This is a genomic window from Mesorhizobium sp. M2C.T.Ca.TU.002.02.1.1 (genome assembly GCF_003997225.1).
The window spans coordinates 1-2114 of record NZ_RZTO01000961.1 but is presented as its reverse complement, the minus strand read 5'-3'; the positions used below and the strand labels follow the sequence as shown (position 1 = coordinate 2114).

General features: G+C 67.5%; 3 protein-coding genes. All 3 read left to right on the top strand.

Translation table 11 applies throughout. The features are described 5' to 3' along the window. On the top strand, nucleotides 1–603 hold a 603-nt coding region (locus tag EOD07_RS32030), incomplete at its 5' end, for an AIR synthase-related protein (RefSeq protein WP_245470572.1). Then, nucleotides 600–1307, top strand: a complete 708-nt coding sequence (purN, locus tag EOD07_RS32025; RefSeq protein ID WP_073987298.1) for a phosphoribosylglycinamide formyltransferase — start codon at nucleotides 600–602, stop codon at nucleotides 1305–1307. The genes EOD07_RS32030 and purN, both read left to right, overlap by 4 nt. A gap of 8 nt (nucleotides 1308–1315) precedes the next feature. After that, nucleotides 1316–1831, top strand: a complete 516-nt coding sequence (locus EOD07_RS32020; protein WP_127238112.1) for a histidine phosphatase family protein — start codon at nucleotides 1316–1318, stop codon at nucleotides 1829–1831. Nucleotides 1832–2114 lie beyond the last annotated feature (283 nt).

Genomic DNA, 2114 nt, shown 5'->3' with positions numbered 1-2114 from the left:
GACTACGACCTTGCCGGTTTCGCGGTCGGCGCAGCCGAGCGCGGACAACTGCTTCCGACCGACGACATCGTCGAGGGCGACGTGCTGCTCGGCCTTTCCTCGTCCGGCCTGCACTCCAACGGCTTTTCGCTGGTGCGCCGGATCGTTGCCGCGAGCGGGCTCGGATGGAGCGATCCGGCGCCCTTCAACGAAGAGCTCAGCCTCGCCGAGGCGCTGCTCGAGCCGACGCGCATCTATGTGAAGTCGATCCTCAAGGCGATCCGCAACACGCATGGCATCAAGGCGCTCGCCCACATCACCGGCGGCGGTTTCCCAGAAAACATTCCGCGCGTGCTGCCCAAGGATTTTTCGGCCGAGCTCGACCTCGAGGCGATCGACGTGCCGCCGGTCTTCTCGTGGCTGGCCAAGACCGGCGGCGTCGCGCCGGAAGAGATGATGCGCACCTTCAACTGCGGCATCGGCATGATCCTCGCCGTCGCCTCCGGCCAGGCGGCGCAGGTCGCTGCGGTGCTGCAGGAGGCCGGCGAGACAGTGACGCCGATCGGCCGCATCGTGCCGCGCCGCGACGCCGGCGTGATCTACCGGGGCTCGATCGGCCTATGAGCAGGAAACGCACGGTCGTCCTGATCTCGGGACGCGGCTCGAACATGACGGCGCTGATCGCGGCGGCCAGCGACCCAACTTATCCGGCCGAGATCGTCGGCGTCATCTCCGATCGCGCCAACGCCGCCGGCCTCGGCATCGCCCAGTCGCGCGGCGTCGCCACCAAGGTTATCCAGCGCGCCGACCATCCGAGCAAGGATGCCTATGACGCCGCGATCGACGCCGCGCTCACCGGCTTCGGCGCCGACATCGTGGCGCTTGCCGGCTACATGCGCATCCTCGGTCGCGGCCTGGTCGAGAAATGGCAGGGGCGCATGATCAACATCCACCCTGCCCTGCTGCCGGCCTTCAAGGGGCTGGACACACACGCGCGGGCATTGCGCGCCGGGGTGCGCATCCATGGCTGCTCGGTGCATTTCGTTACGCCCGAGATGGATGACGGCCCGCTCATCGCCCAGGCCGCGGTGCCGGTGATGGTCGGCGACAATGAGGACACGCTTGCCGCACGAGTGCTGAAGGTGGAACACCGGCTCTACCCGCTGGCGCTCGGTCTGGTCGCCGAAGGCAAGGCGCGCATGGAAAAGGGCCACACCGTGCTCGCCCATTTCGCCGACGACGCCGACAACGCCACCTCGGTGGTGATGGCGCCTGACCCGCTGCGCGAGGAGACGGACCTCGAACAGCTGGCGCGGATCACGCCGTAGAGGCGTCAATGCCCCTGAGACAGCTGCTGATCTTGCGCCACGCGAAGTCGAGCTGGGACGATCCGGCACTTGCCGATTTCGACCGGCCGCTGGCCCCGCGCGGCTTGAAGACGGCGCCGCTGATGGGGCGGGAGCTTGCCCGGCGCGGCTGGCTGCCCGACCTCGCCTTGGTCTCGCCGGCGCTGCGCACACGCGACACGTGGAGGCTGATCGCCCAGGAACTGCCGAAGCACGTGCAGGCCGAGTTCGCGGAGGAGCTCTACGAGGCGGCGCCGGCCGCTGTCCTGGCGCGCGTGCGGCAGGTCAGGGCAACGAGTGTGCTGGTGATCGGCCACAATCCCGGCCTGCAGCATTTTGCGCTGCGGCTGGCCGGCGCCGGGTCGGATGAAGGCGTGTTCAAGAAGATCGAAGCGAAATTCCCAACGGCGGCGCTCGCGCGGTTCACGCTGGGCGAGGATTGGGCGGACCTCGACTTTCGCGGCGCCCGGCTGACGCATTGCGTGAGGCCGAAGGATCTGGTGTAGACGACGCCGCCAATCTCCCGGCAAGAAAAGAATTGGCGCTTCCTCGCCGCTCAGTACAAAAGGCGGCGGAGCAAGCCCGCCGCCTTTGACATTTCGGGGTGTGAAAATCAGTTGCCCCAGATGCCCTGGCCCGGATCGGGCCAAGCCTTGGAACCGGCGGGACCGGTGGTCATCGAATTGTCGACATCACCCGGCCTCGCCACCTCATGCTTGCGGATCGAAGCGGTGAGGCTGGTATCGACGCCGGCGGTCGGCCGATTGATATCGTTGGGGTCATAATGGC

Coding starts and splice junctions, on each gene's coding strand:
- purN (WP_073987298.1), top strand. CDS start 600: ATGAGCAGGAAACGCACGGTCGTCCTGATCTCGGGACGCGGCTCGAAC.
- EOD07_RS32020 (WP_127238112.1), top strand. CDS start 1,316: ATGCCCCTGAGACAGCTGCTGATCTTGCGCCACGCGAAGTCGAGCTGG.